The sequence below is a fragment of the Agrobacterium sp. 6Ca8 genome (genome assembly GCF_055382765.1).
On the sequence record NZ_AP026433.1, the window covers coordinates 2,763,126 to 2,777,248 of the forward strand.

Sequence of the window (14,123 nt, forward strand, 5' to 3'; positions counted from 1 at the left end):
GCAACCTTCGCCGCCTCACTTCAATATATCTTCGGGCCGTCTGCCGGGCTTGCCCTTGTAGGGCGGAAAGGTCCATCCGAAGATCAACGCTCCGGACCGGACACCGAAAGCCGTCAAGACGCCGATGCCCGACGCGACATAAAGCGGCGCGCCGAGGAAATAAGCGCCGGTGAAGATGGATGCCCCCAAAAGCGCGCAGGTGATGTAGATTTCCGGGCGCAGCAGCACGGAGGGTTCTCCCGCGAGAACATCGCGCAATACGCCGCCGAACGTCGCTGTCAAAACGCCTGTCACGATCGCCACGGTTGCGGAGCCGCTTGCAGCCAGACCCTTGGCGGCTCCCATGACGCAATAGGCTGAGAGGCCGACGGCATCGAGCCAGATGAGCACCCGATACCGGGATTCGAACAGGTAGGCGGTGAAGAAAAGCAGAACCGCAACCGATACGCAGACCAGAATATAGGTCGGGTTCAACACCCAGAACACGGGCGCCCTGCCCAGCACGAGATCGCGCACCGTGCCGCCGCCGATCCCGGTCGCGGCGGCGAAAAACAGGAAGCCGATCAGGTCGAGCTGCTTGCGTGAGGCGGCCAATGCGCCGGTTGCGGCAAACACGGCAACGCCGGCATAATCGAGAAAACCCAGCAGTGTCATGGAAAAGGTCCCCCCGGAAATTTGGATGCGTTTGCGTCAGTGTCGCGCAAGCACGGAACTCTAGGCTGGCCGCCCGGATGATCGCAACATCCATAAACGAAACGGATGCAAAGGAAAATGCCGTGCGAATCGCTATCGTTGCCGCTCTTCAGGCGCTGGTCCTCTTGATGTTTCCGGTCGCGCTGGCGGCACAGCAGCAGCTGGTGAACGATCCTGAGATCTATGAAAAGGATCATTTCCGCAAGGAGTGCAAGACGGCTGGCTTCGGCGATGATTTCATCACCAGACTGGATATCAACAATGATGGCCTGACGGATGCCGTCGTCAATCACGGCGTGCTGGATTGCGATGGCGAAAAAGGCCGCAGCTGCGATGACGAAGGTTGCCCTTACAATTTTTACGTCCAAGTCAAAGAGGGCGGATATCTGATGATCGCGACGGCCCGGATTTACGGCTACGATTTCATCAAACGTTTCGGCAACATGGTCTTCGTACTGAAGATGCACCCGCGTTATTGCGATCGAACCGACAAGGAAGCCTGCCTGATGACGGTGCGGGTGCGCGGCACAAAATTCGTCACCATCTCACGCAAGTGACGACGCAGTCCGTCAGGGCGCGATGCGCCTGATCCGGACCCTTTGGTTATAGCGGTGGCGAAGCGAACGCGGAATGACGAGTGTGGCGATGGCGACCGCAAAAACGGTTGCCGCAACCACCCACAGGGCATCGTACTGTAGCATGGCGCCCAACACCGCCCCGCAGATTGCGCCGCTTATCATACCGAGCCAGGGCACGATCTGGATGCCCCAATCGAGGCTTCGCTCCCCCAGAAGATAGCGACCGATGCCACGGCCAAAACGGGAAAGGGCGCCGGTCACGTAGGTGAGGCCAATAGGCAGCCCCTCAATATGCTCGACGGCAGCGTTGACCATCCCCATGGCGAAAACGACAAGATAAAACTGCGCCAGGGCGGAAGCATCGCCGCGCAGCAATGCGGCAATCGCCACCAGCGACCCGACGGCCACGAGAACGGCAAAGATGCTCCGGTCGAATTTATGCGCGACCACGATACCGCCAGCATTGCCCGCCACGAAAGCGATGATCGCGAAGAGTAGTTTCGCCGCATGGGAATAAACGCCAGCTTCCACCGAAATGGCCGCGCGGGTGGTGTTGCCGGTCATGAAGGAAACGAAATCGCCGGAAAGATGAAGACCCACCGCATCTGTCATTCCGGCGATGAATGAAATGGCGGCGACGAGCGCAATGCCGGTGCCGGTGCGCCTTGCCCTGATGATGTTACGGCGTCTCTGTCTGGTCATGGAAAAGCTCGATATGGAAAACAGCGGGCCGATGCGCCGGGCTGTGCTATCCTATGTCTAGAATGCCGGGCGGCTTGTTTGCAATCTTTCTGGAAGCGTTTGAGCGCCTCTATTTTGTCTAGACAAATGTAAAATCCCTGCCTAGCATGCCTCAAATAAAGCGAAAAAAATATCGCACAAAAATAAATCAAAAGGGGTTCCGATCATGAAAAAGACATGGGTTATCGCCGCAATCGCGACGCTTGTTTCATCTGCTTCCGCCTATGCCGAAACATCGGTTACAATAGGCATGTCCGGCTGGACCGGCTTTGCGCCACTGACGCTTGCCAAGCAGGCCGGCATTTTCGAAAAGAATGGCCTCAAGGTCGATATCAAGAAGATTCCGCAGGCAAGCCGGCATCTGGCGCTTGCTTCCGGTGACATCCAGTGCGCCGCCACCACGGTCGAAACATGGATCGCGTGGAATGCCAACGGCGTGAAGTCCACCCAGATTTTCCAGATGGACAAGTCGCACGGAGCCGACGGCATTGCGGTGCGCAGTGATGTTGCAAAGGTGTCGGACCTGAAAGGCAAGACGGTTGCCGCTTCTGCACCGGGCACATCCCCCTATTTCTTCCTTGCCTGGATACTGAAGGAAAACGGCCTGACCCTGAAGGACGTGAAGGTCGTCAACCTTGAGCCGGGACCGGCCGCGCAGGCATTCGTCGCCGGCCAGAATGAAGCCGCCATGACCTATGAGCCTTATCTGTCCACAGTGCGCGCCGCACCGGACAAGGGGAAAATCCTTGCGACGACGCTGGATTATCCAGCCGTCATGGACACGTTCGGCTGCACGCCGGATTTCTTGAAGGCCAATCCGCAGGCGGAAAAAGCCCTTGCGGACAGCTATTTCCAGGCGCTCGAGCTCATCAAGACGGACCCTGCAAAATCCTATGAGACCATGGGAGCGGACGTAAAACAGACCGGCGAGGCATTCGCAGCTTCGGCGAAATTCCTGGAATGGCAGGACAAGGCCGCCAACCAGAAGTTCTTCGACGGTGAATTCAAGACATTCTCCGAAAAATCGGCTGATCTGCTTCTGGAAATCGGCGTGATAAAATCGAAACCCGATCTTTCGACACTCGCCGACACGTCCTTCATCAAGTAACAGAAGCAAACTGCTGCTTTTCCTTCGGGGATTATTGCAGCCAGTGAGAAGCCTTACAGCGCCTGTGCGTCATGGACGACGCACGGCGCTTAGATGGTGCGGCGATAGAGTGCCGCGCCCGTTTTCCGGACAGGCGACAGAATGCAACCTCTTCAACCCATAAAGAATAGCACGCGGATTTTTCTCGGCATTCTGTTCTTCGTGCTTTTTTTCTCCGCCTGGGGCTTTGCCACGCTCGGCGGTTTCGTATCGCCGACCTTTCTGGCTGACCCGATCACCATGCTGAAGGACGGCATCTATCTGCTGACCGATCAGGGATTTGCCAGCGATATCGGCATGACGATCTGGCGTGTTGTCGGCGGCTTCGTGCTGGCCTCGCTCGTTGCTGTACCGGTCGGCATCGCCATGGGCGCTTACAAGCCGGTCGAGGCGCTGCTTGAGCCCTTCGTCTCCTTCGCACGCTATCTTCCGGCTTCTGCCTTCGTGCCGCTGCTTATTCTCTGGGCCGGCATCGGCGAGATGCAGAAGCTGCTGGTGATCTTCATCGGCGCAGTTTTCCAGATCATTCTTATGGTTGCCGTGGCGGTTGCCGGCACAAGACGCGATCTGGTGGAGGCTGCCTATACACTTGGCGCAAAAGACCGGGGCGTGGTCCGCCGCGTTCTCATTCCCGCCAATGCGCCCGATATTGCGGAAATTCTCCGTCTCGTCCTCGGCTGGGCCTGGACCTATGTCATTGTTGCCGAGTTGATCGGCGCGTCGTCGGGCATCGGCTATATGATCATCAACAGCCAGGCGCTGATGGCGACCGGGCAAATCATCTTCGGCATCATCGTCATCGGTGTCATCGGACTTATTTCTGACTTCGCGTTCAAATCGCTGAACCGGAAGCTTTTCGCCTGGAGGCTTGCCTGATGAGCGAACTCGTTATCAAGGGCGTCAGCCGCACTTTCCCCGGCGTTCAGGGCGGCCAGCCAACGCTGGCCTTGCAGCCCACGGATCTGGAAATCTCCCGCAACGATTTCGTCACCATTCTCGGCCCGTCCGGATGCGGAAAGTCGACCTTGCTGCGCATCATCGCCGGTCTTGACCGTCCAACGACGGGTGAAGTCCTTTTGTCCGGCCGGGCAGTGACAGGGCCGGGGGCGGATCGCGGCATGGTGTTCCAGTCCTACACGCTGTTTCCGTGGCTGACGATCCGGGAAAATGTCGCCTTCGGTCTGCGCGAGCGTGGTGTGGCCGAGAAGGAAAAATGGGAGATCGTCGATAGCTATATCGACAAGGTTGGCCTGCGCGGCTTCGAGAACCATTGGCCGAAACAGCTGTCCGGCGGCATGCAGCAGAGAACAGCCATCGCTCGCGCTCTGGCAAACGGCCCGAAAATCCTGCTGCTGGACGAGCCTTTCGGCGCACTCGACAACCAGACGCGCGGGCTGATGCAGGAATTGCTGCTCGGCATATGGGAGCGTGAGCAGAAGACCGTCATTTTTGTGACGCATGACATCGAGGAGGCGGTATTCATGGCGTCGCGGGTTGTGACGATGACAGCACGGCCGGGGCGCATCAAGTCGATCATGCCGGTCGACCTGCCGCATCCGCGTCACTACACCGTCAAGGCCAGCCCGGAGTTTTCGCAGCTACGCGCCAAGTTGACGGAGGAAATTCGCAGCGAGGCGATTGCCGCCGCTGCCCATGGATAGTTGATCCATAGAACCGGGAGGAAGGAAGCATCGGTATGAGGAGTACAGGCGCCGATCTTCAGGAAAAATCACTGCACGAGCGCATCCGCAACGATGTCGAGCGCCACATCATGTCGGGCGAGTGGCCGCCGGGGTACCGTATTCCCTACGAACACGAGATGACCCGGCAATATGCCTGCTCGCGCATGACGGTGAACAAGGCGCTCGGCGAACTGGTGCAGCGCGGCCTTATCGAGCGCCGCCGGCGTCTCGGCACCTTCGTTCGCCAGCCCCATGCGCAATCGGCCGTGCTGGAAATCCACGATATCGAGCGGGAGGTGCAGGCCCTCGGCCTCGTTTACGGTTACCGTCTCGACAGACGGCGACTGCGCCCTGCGGGGGAAGAAGACGGCGCGGCCATGGCGCTTGCCGCGGATGCCCCGGTTCTGGAACTCACCTGCACGCATTTTGCCGGCGGCGTTCCCTTTTGCCTCGAGGAACGCATCATCAATGTCACCGCCGTTCCGGAGGTTGAGGCAGCGGATTTTTCACAGATCGGGCCGGGCACTTGGCTGCTGAAAATGGTTCCCTGGAGTGCCGCGGAACATCGCATCAGCGCAGTTTCCGCTGATCGCAAAAATGCGACCGCGCTCAGCATTGCTTCCGGTGCGGCGTGTCTGGTCATCCACCGCCGCACCTGGCACGGAGCGGATTATGTCACCAGTGTTCGGGTCACCTATCCCGGCGACCGACACGCGCTGGTGGCGCAGTTTTCGCCTTCGCAAAACACCTGAAGACCGCAGGTCGGTCAATTTTTTGTAAAGAAGAGTTTACGGGTCGTCTTTTGGCAATATAATAGTTGTCAAAAGAACTCAGGTTTATTATCGGAACGTCAAGCTTTCACGACGGCATCCGTTCATGGCCCCGGTTTTAATGAACCGGTCAATCTGCGGATGAGTTCATCGACGGAAATCCGGGATAAAAATTATGTCAGCTGAGACCTCAACTTCTTCCGCGTGCTTCACCAGGGCAAACAAAACACGGCATATCTCACTTGCCATGACGGTCACTTTGCTGGCCGGCTTGAGTGCCGGAGCGGTTTTTGCTCAGTCGGCATCCGAGACCCCGATCCAACCAGCACCTGCACCGGCAACGGAAACGATGCAGCCCGCGCAGTCGCCTGAGACGCCGAGCGCTCCGGCAGTCCAGCCTGTGCCGCCTTCCGCTGCCGCGCCCACACAGCCCGCGCCGGCCCAGCCTGCGCCCGCCGCAAGTAATCCCACGCCGGCAGCCGAAGGTGTTTCACCGCAGCCGACACAGACGGAGCAACCCGCTCCGACGAACGGTACGGCAGCGCCGAACGAGGTCTCCACCCCGGTTGAACCGGTAGTCGCCGAACCCGCAAGTGCCGGACATCGTGCGGACATTCCGCACAACCTGTCTCCCTGGGGCATGTTCATGGCGGCAGACTGGGTCGTGAAGGGCGTGATGATCGGTCTTGCCTTCGCATCGCTCGTCACCTGGACGGTCTGGGTGGCGAAGTCTATCGAACTTGCCGGTGCACGGGTGCGCGCCGGTGCGACGCTCAAGGTCATCCGCCGGGCGAAAACCCTGAACGAGGCGACTGAGGCCGTCGAAAAGAAGGGCGGGCCGGCAGCGCTGATGTTGCGCATGGCAACTCACGAAATGCAGCTTTCCGACGCGGTGGTCGAACACACCGACGGCGGCGGCATCAAGGAGCGTGTATCCTCGGCCCTGTCACGCATTGAAACCCACGCCGGTCGCCGCATGTCGCGCGGAACGGGCGCCTTGGCGACCATCGGCTCCACCGCTCCCTTTGTCGGTCTGTTCGGTACCGTCTGGGGCATCATGAATTCCTTCATCAGCATCTCGGAATCGCAGACCACCAATCTTGCCGTCGTGGCACCCGGCATTGCCGAGGCGCTGCTTGCCACGGCAATCGGCCTTGTTGCTGCTATTCCAGCGGTGGTGATCTACAACGTCTTCGCCCGCTCGATCACGGGATACCGGCATTTGCTGGCGGATGCCGCAGCCGGCGTGGAACGCCTCGTCAGCCGCGACCTCGATTTCCGCCGCATTCCGCCGGGCAGCAGCAAACCCGCTGTGTCGTTGGTTGGGCGGTGATCGGTCATGGCTGGAGGTATTCGCGAAAATAGCGGAGACGATCTCTCCGAAAACCACGAAATCAACGTCACGCCTTTCATCGACGTGATGCTGGTTCTGCTCATCATCTTCATGGTGGCCGCACCGCTGGCGACCGTGGATGTGAATGTCGATCTGCCCGCATCCACCGCCAAGCCAGCGGAGCGCCCGGAAGAGCCGCTTTATCTGACCGTCAAGGATGATCTGTCGCTCAATCTCGGCAATGATGCGGTTGCCCGCGAAGCCCTGGCAGCGGCGATCGACCGGCAGACGGGCGGCAAGAAAGATACGCGAATTTTCCTGCGCGCCGACAAAGCCGTCGACTATGGCCACTTCATGGAAATCATGAACCTGCTTCGCGATGCCGGATATCTGAAAATCGCTCTGGTAGGGCTGGAAAATGCCGCTGCGGCAACGCAGCCAGCCAGTGCCGTTCCGCCCACCGCGCCTGCAGTGCCAGGAACCGCGCCATGACTGAAAACGGCTACCCGCAGTCCCGACATTCCCGCCTCGGGGAAGCGGCGTTGTGGTCCGCCGCAGCACTGCTCATGCTGGGCGTTCATGCGGGTTTTGCCTATTACCTGATGCAGGAACCAGAAGAACTGGATGCCGGCGGGCCGCCGCCTGCCGCAATCATGATCGAAATGGCGGCCATACCGGAAGCCGTCAACACCGAGGAAACGACGCCTGCGCAGGACGTTGAAGATGCCGAAGAGGTAAAGAGCGACAACAGCCAGCCGGTAGAGGAAGTCACCCCGGAGGAGCCGCCGCCGCCTGAGCCGGTTGTGGAAACGCCGCCGCCGGAACCCGTGCAGCCGCCGGAACCGCCGGTCGAGGAGATCGTCGAGCCGCAGGAAATTCCCGAACCGGTGGAGCCGATCGATCCCGTGCAGGAACAGATGATGGCGGAACTCGAAAATGTCGAGGTTCCCTTGCCCGTCATCCGGCCACCGCCGCCGCCGGTCGAAAAGAAGGTGGAGAAGAAAGAACCGGACGACAAGAAGAAGGTCGAGCGCCAGCGCCCCAAACCGCAACAGGCATCGGAACTGCGCGAAACGGCCAAGGCCGAGACACAGCAATCCGACCGGACGGCGGCATCGCGCAACAATGCCGGTTTCTTCTCTTCATCCTCCGCCTCGCCGGCAAAATGGGGATCGAAGGTTCGCTCGCATATCCAGCGGCGTAAGCCCCGCTCGCTTCGCAGCGATGCGATGACAGCGACCGTGCGGTTCCGGGTTAACGATACAGGCGCCATCAGCGGTGTCAGTGTGGTGCAGTCCACTGGTGATTCCTCCATCGACCAGCAGATTGCGGCCTGGATCCAGAGCGCGTCACCCGTGCCCGCGCCGCCACCGGACGCAAACAAGACAATCACCTTGCCGATCAGCATCCGCTAGATCAATTCCAAGGCCACGTCGCGGTTCTGCTGGAATAAGCTCTTGCCTGGCATGACGCCCTGCCGAAGGGCGAATGCGTGCCCGACCGTTATTCTCGATAAGATATCCATTTGGGCCTGAATTGCATTTCGCGAATGTTTTCGATGGTGTAGGTCTTGTCGACTTAACACGCAGAGGCATTCCGGAATGAAATTCTCAATCGCAGAGGCGGAGGATCTCGTATCCTCTATCTTTGAGCGTAACGGCGTTCTGCCGCAAAACGCCCGCTCCGTGGCGAAGGCGCTTGTGGCATCCGAGGCTGCAGGCCAGGGCGGCCACGGTTTTCGGCGCATCCCCGTTTATGTCCGTCAGGCGCGGGTTGGCAAGGTCGATGGCAATGCGCGGCCGGTGGCAAGTCGTGTCAAACCGGGTGTGCTTTCAATTGACGCTAACAACGGTTACGCCTATCCCGCGATCGACTGCGCCGTAGACGAGTTGCCGGACATGGCCCGGCAGCAGGGCATCGCGCTCGCCGCGATCCATCGCTCCCATCATGCAGGCGTCATGGCACTTACAGTCGAGCGTTTCGCGGAAATGGGCCTCGTGGCGCTGATGTTCGCCAATGCGCCTGCATCCATGGCGCCTTGGGGTGGCACCAAACCGCTCTATGGCACCAATCCGATTGCTTTCGCCAGCCCTGTTGGCGAGGCAGATCCGCTGGTGATCGATCTGGCGCTTTCCAAGGTTGCGCGCGGAAAGATTATGGCGGCCCGCCAGAAAGGCGAAACCATTCCGGGCGACTGGGCGCTTGATACGAATGGCCGGCCCACGACCGATCCCGAAGAAGCCCTAGCCGGAACGATGGTGCCTGCGGGCGAGGCCAAGGGTGCTGCCCTGGCGCTGATGGTGGAGATCATGGCCGCTGCGCTCACCGGTGGAAGCTTCGCCTTCGAGGCCTCTTCCCTTCTGGACGACAAGGGTGCGCCACCCTCTCTCGGCCATACGATCATCGCCATAGACCCCGTATCGTCGGGCGGTGCGGCCTTTACCGAGCGACTGGCGCTTATCGCCGGAGAGATAGAGAAGCAGGAAAACGTGCGTTTGCCCGGTCGGCGAAGCCAGGGCATTCGAAGGCAGGCGCTGGAAAGCGGTATCATCGTCGAAAGCGATATTCTTGCCGAGATTCAGTCACTGTGAGGAACTGAAAATGAAAACCCGGCGGACCGGAAAGTCCGCCGGGTAAACCGTGTATGGCTGCCTTACAGTTGCGCCGATAGGCCGGAAGTCATTTCCGACCCGCCTTTTGGTCCGCCGTCCCGCCATCGAAATGGTGGGTTTTGGCGCAGAAAGCAACACATCCGGTTTTGGCTTACGGGAAGGGGACGATTTCGCGTAAGCTTTTGGAGCGAGAGGGAAGCTCTAAATATCCTGTTCGATCAGTCCACGCAGCAGGGCGATGCTGACGGCATTCAGCAGATTGGCCGCACCCAGCCTTAGGCGGACCCGTTCCAGAGTATCTTTAACATCCGCTTCGTCCGCTCCCGTTATCAAGGCAATGTGAGAAGGATGTCGGCCCCGCGCAACGAGCCCCAGATATTGCCGCTCACGATCCGAAAGGACGATTTCACGCGCCTGATGACGTTCATGCTGCGTTTTTGACGACATAGTCTTTCAGCCTCAAAAGAGATTGACCTTCCCAAAGCGGGATGTGGCCTCAGGAACCAGGCAATAAGCAGCTGATCTCGCAGCCAGCCGGTCCCGGCATGGGCATATCCTCGGCGATGAAAGAATGACTGCATCGTCCTTCCCAAAAACCTGAAATCGGTTCTTGTCCAGAACAATGTAAAATTCAAAGCTTTGGAATATTTTCCGTCATGCCCGAAGGCATATTGCGGCGTTCTATTAGGCGGTCTGCCATCTCAAGAGAATAACATCTCACGCCAAGTTTTGCGTTTTTATTGTTATGTTTCGATGCATAATCCAATGAACGCCGACATATTTCCTAATTTTATTTTGGATATATGGAATATTGATGCTGGGAATGCGCCCTATACGGCGGAATGATGCGCGTGTTTCTTGCGAATATCCGTGGGCGTTGCCCCGAACCAGCGGGAAACGGAACGCGAAAACGCACCCGGCGTGGAATAGCCGAGCCTGTAGCTGATATCGGAAACCGGAAGATCGCTTTCCACGAGGAGCTTGAAGCCGGCATTCTTGCGAATGGCGTCCTTTATCTCGTTGAGATTAGTCCCAAGCTCGGCAAGCCGTCTTTGAAAACTGCGTTCCGACAGGTTGAAATAGGGGGCGATCTCGCTCAGCGAAAGCTCGGCATCCGACAGCCGCACCTGCATGTAACGCTTCACCTGATCGATGAAATGCGTGGCGTCTGCCGATGTCTCCGGCCGCAGCATCCGGCATTGCAAGTTCATCAGCTCGAACAGCCGCTCATCTGCATTTGGGTTGACCACGTCCAGAAGCGATGTGGGAAGACGCATGGTGTGGATGGGTTGCGAAAAGCTGACGCGCTTGGTCATTCTTTCTTTAAATAGCTGAATATTAATCGGTTTCGGCCGTTCCAGACCGATCTCGATCAGGTTCACGCGCTCCCCCAGAATATCGCGAAGGCGCTGGATCAGAGCTGTCAGCGACAAATCCACATATTGATCGCGTTTGGCGATGACAGGCGCAAAGGACCACGACAGGGTTACGTGCGCGGCATCCGTGACCATGGTGAAATTACTGTTATTCGTCGCGTAATAAACGTGATCCTGAAGAAAACGCAGGAAAGCCCGCACTGTCGGCGCGCTGATCAGGCCATATCCGAACGCGCCGGATGCGCCGGCGGGAAAGGTGGACGCGCATTGCAAACCAAAGGCGTCGTCGCCGGAAATCAACGCACATGTCTCGAGCAGGCGGCAAAATCGGTCGAGGCTGATGCGCTCCGTCACGCTGCCGAAAGTGGCAGGATCGATATCGAGAGCCTTGCAGATGGGGGCAATGTCGATGCCCCGCGACCGTGCATAATTGGCGACGCCGGCGGCCAGACCGGCCACCACTGTTATCTCGTCGCTGACCCTCTTTTCAGGCATCCCTCGCCTTGGCGTACCATGTTTGGAAATTGTCGCCTGATGGTAAGCGTTGGGAAGCCATTTGTCGAGCAGTTCGGCCTATGGAGTTTAAATGTGGCGACGGCAGGCGCTCTGCTCCAGCACCTGCATGATGGTTTTGCCCGCATCTTCCATGGAACCGCTATTGTCCACGGTCGTCACATCAAAATCTCCGACGACCGTGAGCGAACTGCGTTCCAGCCGCCGGAGAATATCCTCCCGGCTTTCCCGCCCGCGCTGCTCCAGCCGCTTCGCCAGCACGTCCGGCCGTGCAACGATGTTCACGACCTTGAGGCGCGCAAAGGCGGTGCCGAACTGGGGCAGGGCCGAGCGGGAGCCGTTGGCGATGACCACGTCTCCCGCATTAAGATGACGATAGACGGCGGCCGGAATGCCATATTTCAGCCCGTGCGCCTGCCAGGAAACGGCAAAAGCACCTTCGTCTTCCAGCCGGTTGAACTCGTGCATGGAAACGGCATCGTGATTTTCGCCGCCGGCATCGCCGCTGCGGGTAATGACCCGGCGGGTGAAATGAAAGCCCGGCCGCCCGGACAGCTGCGCTGCCGCATAATCCATCAGCGTGTCCTTGCCGGCCCCACTCGGGCCGACAATTACGATCATGGTTCCGGGCACAGTACCCAGTGTCTGGCCGTCAAGCCGGCTATCCTGTCCGTTGCCGGTCATGCCACACGTTTGCCCTGACGCCAGACCGAGCGGGCGACGGGAACGCCGTCCTCGCGGTGAACTCGGACCAGATCGGCCCGCAATCCCGTTGCGATGCTGCCGCGATCGCGAAGGCCCACCGTTCGTGCCGGCGTGGAGGTGACCATGCGCAACGCTTCCGGCAGAGTGATGGCTTCCACCTGGTCGGCGAGCAGGAACGGCGCGTAAAGCAGGCTGAACGGCACATAGTCGGAAGAGAGAACATCCAGCACGCCAAGTTCGGCAAGATCACGCGCGGCGATGTTGCCGGAATGGGACTTGCCACGAACGATGTTCGGTGCGCCCATCAGCACGCTCATGCCGGCGCTGTGCGAAGCCTTTGCCGCCTCGACGCTGGTGGGGAACTCCGCGAGTTTCACGCCGTGTCCGATCGCTTCGCCCACATGCGCTTCTGTAGCGTCGTCATGGCTTGCAACAGTTATGCCGCGCTCGGCGCAGCGGGCCGCCAGGTAATCCCGGTGCTTGGCGGAAAACTCCGCCGATGCCGTCTGCCGGCGTCTGACGAACTCGGCGAAAGCCTCGTCGCTCAGTCCGCGCTTCTTCTGGTAATAGAAGATATATTGGTCCATCGACTGGAACTGGCGCTGCCCCGGGGAGTGGTCCATCATCGAAATCAGCCGCACACGCGGATCGGTCTCGAAATCTTCGAAATGCTCGAGCACATCGGCGGAGGCGACTTCACAGCGCAGGTGCAGCAGGTGATCTGCCCGCAGGCGGTTCTGATCGGCAGCGGTTTCAATGGCATCCGCCATTTCCCGCATCTCGCCCTTCTTGAACCCGCCATCTTCGTCGGAGCCGAGCCGCAGGCAGTCGAAAACAGTGGTAATGCCTGATGACGCGACCTGCGCATCGTGAGCCTGAATGGCGGCGATCTTATCCCAGATAACCCCGGGACGCGGCGAATAGTGCTGTTCCAGATGGTCGGTGTGCAGTTCCACCAGACCCGGGATGAGGAAATCGCCTTCGAGATCCTCACCGGTTTTGGAGGCGCCTTCGCTGATATCGGCAATCTTGCCGTCACGGATCAGAACGGATCCCAGAATAATATCGTCTTCCAGAACGATACGGGCGTTGGAAAGGGCATGCTCGGTCATGGGTCAGCATCTTTCTTTGGCGGCTGGCCAAGCGGGTGCCAGCGATGAACGGTAAATGGTGCGCCGCGCGTTTCCTCAACGAACAAAGCGAGGCCGGAAATGGTGAGAGGCCGGTCGACGAACTCGGAAAACTTGGTCGAAAGCACATCCTGGATAGCGGGCGCGTCGCTTTCGTCGATGCGGCCCGTCAGCGTCATATGAAAGCGGAAGTCGTCCATGACATACGGATAACCCCAGAGCGACAGATTTTGCCGCTGGCTTTCGGTCAGGTTTTGCGGGCGCCGGCGGGCAATGTCGGTCTCGGACAGGGGCGCGCGAAAACGGTCGAAATGGTCAACGATCTCAGCGGCAAAATCCTGCAGCGGCTGGTAGGTGCGATCCGGAACGAGCGCGAAAAACGGCCCGAGTGCACCGATGACAACACGCGGAATATCGAAGACGGACTGGCTGGCCGCAAACTGTTCGAGGGCGGCGACGAGATCCGCTTCGCTGTATTTTTCGGAAAGCTCGAAGGGGGCTTTCAGCGTCGCGTGGAAACCGTAACGGCGCGGCTCCTCGGTCATCTCCGCATAAGCGGCATGGTCATCATGCTGCGCGCCGGAAAAGGCATTGCGTCCCAGCCAGCGCGACGCCGCTTCAGTCAGTGGATGATCTTTAGCCGGAGAAAAATAGATGGCGTAGCGCACGGCAAGCACTCTTCGGTGTCATGGAAAACCTGGATGAAAAGCTATTTGGCGTGACTCGCCCGCTTCCCGCAAGGTCAGGAGTGCGAGGTAATCGCTTTCCGTGACAGAATGATGATGCCCCAGGAAAAAAAGCGCTTGAAACGCCGCGTGTCTCTCGAATGTCCGGAAGACGGAT

The 14,123-nt window shown here is 59.2% G+C and carries 16 protein-coding genes; 9 read left to right on the forward strand and 7 right to left on the reverse strand.

Annotated elements, in window-relative coordinates; translation table 11 throughout:
* Positions 1-15: 15 nt before the first annotated feature.
* The gene (locus tag ACZ5A6_RS13390) at positions 16-654 is read right to left on the reverse strand and encodes a trimeric intracellular cation channel family protein (protein WP_003514444.1); all 639 of its coding nucleotides are present in this window, start codon (positions 652-654) and stop codon (positions 16-18) included.
* A gap of 77 nt (positions 655-731) precedes the next feature.
* On the opposite strand from ACZ5A6_RS13390, the gene ACZ5A6_RS13395 reads away from it, so the two are divergent.
* Complete coding sequence (locus ACZ5A6_RS13395; RefSeq protein WP_003514447.1) at positions 732-1,250, forward strand: hypothetical protein; 519 nt, start codon at positions 732-734, stop codon at positions 1,248-1,250.
* A 12-nt stretch (positions 1,251-1,262) separates the two neighbouring features.
* On the opposite strand, the gene ACZ5A6_RS13400 is transcribed toward ACZ5A6_RS13395, so the two are convergent.
* Positions 1,263-1,973, reverse strand: coding sequence for a YoaK family protein (locus ACZ5A6_RS13400; protein ID WP_174060645.1), 711 nt, complete (start codon positions 1,971-1,973; stop codon positions 1,263-1,265).
* A 205-nt stretch (positions 1,974-2,178) separates the two neighbouring features.
* On the opposite strand from ACZ5A6_RS13400, the gene ACZ5A6_RS13405 reads away from it, so the two are divergent.
* The 8 genes from ACZ5A6_RS13405 to ACZ5A6_RS13440 all read left to right on the forward strand — a co-directional run bounded on the left by ACZ5A6_RS13405 (position 2,179) and on the right by ACZ5A6_RS13440 (position 9,535).
* Positions 2,179-3,120: an ABC transporter substrate-binding protein gene (locus ACZ5A6_RS13405; protein ID WP_174060646.1), complete on the forward strand. Its 942-nt coding sequence runs from the start codon at positions 2,179-2,181 to the stop codon at positions 3,118-3,120.
* A 141-nt stretch (positions 3,121-3,261) separates the two neighbouring features.
* Complete coding sequence (locus ACZ5A6_RS13410) at positions 3,262-4,035, forward strand: ABC transporter permease (protein ID WP_003514452.1); 774 nt, start codon at positions 3,262-3,264, stop codon at positions 4,033-4,035.
* Positions 4,035-4,820, forward strand: a complete 786-nt coding sequence (locus ACZ5A6_RS13415; protein ID WP_174060647.1) for an ABC transporter ATP-binding protein — start codon at positions 4,035-4,037, stop codon at positions 4,818-4,820. The genes ACZ5A6_RS13410 and ACZ5A6_RS13415 overlap by 1 nt, the downstream gene beginning before the upstream one ends.
* Positions 4,821-4,855: 35 nt before the next feature.
* Entirely contained in the window at positions 4,856-5,593 is a 738-nt protein-coding gene (gene hutC / locus ACZ5A6_RS13420; protein ID WP_174060648.1) for a histidine utilization repressor, read from the forward strand.
* A 193-nt stretch (positions 5,594-5,786) separates the two neighbouring features.
* Positions 5,787-6,944 carry a tonB-system energizer ExbB gene (gene exbB, locus ACZ5A6_RS13425; RefSeq protein ID WP_174060649.1) on the forward strand — a complete coding sequence of 386 codons (1,158 nt, stop codon included), beginning with the start codon at positions 5,787-5,789 and terminating at the stop codon, positions 6,942-6,944.
* Between the two features lie 6 nt (positions 6,945-6,950).
* Positions 6,951-7,436: a TonB system transport protein ExbD gene (gene exbD / locus ACZ5A6_RS13430; RefSeq protein WP_113291276.1), complete on the forward strand. Its 486-nt coding sequence runs from the start codon at positions 6,951-6,953 to the stop codon at positions 7,434-7,436.
* Positions 7,433-8,359 (forward strand): TonB family protein, encoded by a 927-nt coding sequence (locus ACZ5A6_RS13435; protein ID WP_003514462.1) that lies wholly within the window; start codon positions 7,433-7,435, stop codon positions 8,357-8,359. The genes exbD and ACZ5A6_RS13435 overlap by 4 nt, the downstream gene beginning before the upstream one ends.
* Positions 8,360-8,545: 186 nt before the next feature.
* Positions 8,546-9,535 carry an Ldh family oxidoreductase gene (locus ACZ5A6_RS13440; protein ID WP_003514466.1) on the forward strand — a complete coding sequence of 330 codons (990 nt, stop codon included), beginning with the start codon at positions 8,546-8,548 and terminating at the stop codon, positions 9,533-9,535.
* A 222-nt stretch (positions 9,536-9,757) separates the two neighbouring features.
* Here ACZ5A6_RS13440 and ACZ5A6_RS13445 read toward each other — a convergent pair whose 3' ends face one another.
* From ACZ5A6_RS13445 to ACZ5A6_RS13465, 5 genes are all read right to left on the reverse strand, one after another.
* Entirely contained in the window at positions 9,758-10,003 is a 246-nt protein-coding gene (locus ACZ5A6_RS13445; RefSeq protein ID WP_003514469.1) for a helix-turn-helix domain-containing protein, read from the reverse strand.
* Between the two features lie 383 nt (positions 10,004-10,386).
* On the reverse strand, positions 10,387-11,427 hold the full coding sequence (locus ACZ5A6_RS13450) for an AraC family transcriptional regulator (RefSeq protein ID WP_035251984.1): 1,041 nt from the start codon (positions 11,425-11,427) through the stop codon (positions 10,387-10,389).
* Positions 11,428-11,514: 87 nt separating this feature from the next.
* Positions 11,515-12,129, reverse strand: a complete 615-nt coding sequence (gene phnN, locus ACZ5A6_RS13455) for a phosphonate metabolism protein/1,5-bisphosphokinase (PRPP-forming) PhnN (protein WP_003514473.1) — start codon at positions 12,127-12,129, stop codon at positions 11,515-11,517.
* On the reverse strand, positions 12,126-13,262 hold the full coding sequence (locus ACZ5A6_RS13460; RefSeq protein WP_003514474.1) for an alpha-D-ribose 1-methylphosphonate 5-triphosphate diphosphatase: 1,137 nt from the start codon (positions 13,260-13,262) through the stop codon (positions 12,126-12,128). Before ACZ5A6_RS13460 ends, phnN begins: the two co-directional genes overlap by 4 nt.
* On the reverse strand, positions 13,259-13,957 hold the full coding sequence (locus ACZ5A6_RS13465) for a DUF1045 domain-containing protein (protein WP_174060650.1): 699 nt from the start codon (positions 13,955-13,957) through the stop codon (positions 13,259-13,261). The genes ACZ5A6_RS13460 and ACZ5A6_RS13465 overlap by 4 nt, the downstream gene beginning before the upstream one ends.
* Positions 13,958-14,123: the final 166 nt, after the last annotated feature.